The sequence below is a fragment of the Ewingella allii genome (assembly GCF_044430645.1).
Taxonomy (GTDB): Bacteria; Pseudomonadota; Gammaproteobacteria; order Enterobacterales; family Enterobacteriaceae; genus Ewingella; species Ewingella allii.
This window is the reverse complement of the sequence record NZ_JAWUDN010000020.1, coordinates 1-1,403: the sequence shown is the minus strand read 5'-3', so window position 1 is coordinate 1,403 and position 1,403 is coordinate 1. Positions and strand designations below refer to the sequence as shown.

Annotated in this window: 1 rRNA gene; it reads left to right on the top strand. The window is 53.0% G+C overall.

The features are described from left to right. Positions 1 to 1,372 (top strand): 23S ribosomal RNA (locus SBO83_RS21380); the annotation flags it as partial. Positions 1,373 to 1,403: the final 31 nt, after the last annotated feature.

Genomic DNA, 1,403 nt, shown 5'->3' with positions numbered 1-1,403 from the left:
ACGGTGGTGAAGTAGCTGATGCCCTGCTTCCAGGAAAAGCCTCTAAGCTCCAGGTAACACGAAATCGTACCCCAAACCGACACAGGTGGTCAGGTAGAGAATACTCAGGCGCTTGAGAGAACTCGGGTGAAGGAACTAGGCAAAATGGTGCCGTAACTTCGGGAGAAGGCACGCTGGCGCGTAGGTGAAGAGACTTGCTCTCGGAGCCGAAGCCAGTCGCAGATACCAGCTGGCTGCAACTGTTTAATAAAAACACAGCACTGTGCAAACACGAAAGTGGACGTATACGGTGTGACGCCTGCCCGGTGCCGGAAGGTTAATTGATGGGGTTATCCGCAAGGAGAAGCTCTTGATCGAAGCCCCGGTAAACGGCGGCCGTAACTATAACGGTCCTAAGGTAGCGAAATTCCTTGTCGGGTAAGTTCCGACCTGCACGAATGGCGTAATGATGGCCAGGCTGTCTCCACCCGAGACTCAGTGAAATTGAACTCGCTGTGAAGATGCAGTGTACCCGCGGCAAGACGGAAAGACCCCGTGAACCTTTACTATAGCTTGACACTGAACATTGAGCCTTGATGTGTAGGATAGGTGGGAGGCTTTGAAGCGTGGACGCCAGTCTGCGTGGAGCCAACCTTGAAATACCACCCTTTAATGTTTGATGTTCTAACTCGGCCCCCTGATCGGGGGTGAGGACAGTGTCTGGTGGGTAGTTTGACTGGGGCGGTCTCCTCCTAAAGAGTAACGGAGGAGCACGAAGGTTAGCTAATCACGGTCGGACATCGTGAGGTTAGTGCAATGGCATAAGCTAGCTTGACTGCGAGAGTGACGGCTCGAGCAGGTACGAAAGTAGGTCATAGTGATCCGGTGGTTCTGAATGGAAGGGCCATCGCTCAACGGATAAAAGGTACTCCGGGGATAACAGGCTGATACCGCCCAAGAGTTCATATCGACGGCGGTGTTTGGCACCTCGATGTCGGCTCATCACATCCTGGGGCTGAAGTAGGTCCCAAGGGTATGGCTGTTCGCCATTTAAAGTGGTACGCGAGCTGGGTTTAGAACGTCGTGAGACAGTTCGGTCCCTATCTGCCGTGGGCGTTGGAAGATTGAGAGGGGCTGCTCCTAGTACGAGAGGACCGGAGTGGACGCATCACTGGTGTTCGGGTTGTCATGCCAATGGCATTGCCCGGTAGCTAAATGCGGAAAAGATAAGCGCTGAAAGCATCTAAGCGCGAAACTTGCCTCGAGATGAGTCTTCCCTGTGGCTTTAAGCCACCTGAAGGGACGTTTAAGACTAAGACGTTGATAGGCTGGGTGTGTAAGTGCAGCGATGCATTGAGCTAACCAGTACTAATGACCCGAGAGGCTTAACCTTACAACACCGAAGGTGTTTTGGTCTGAGAGAC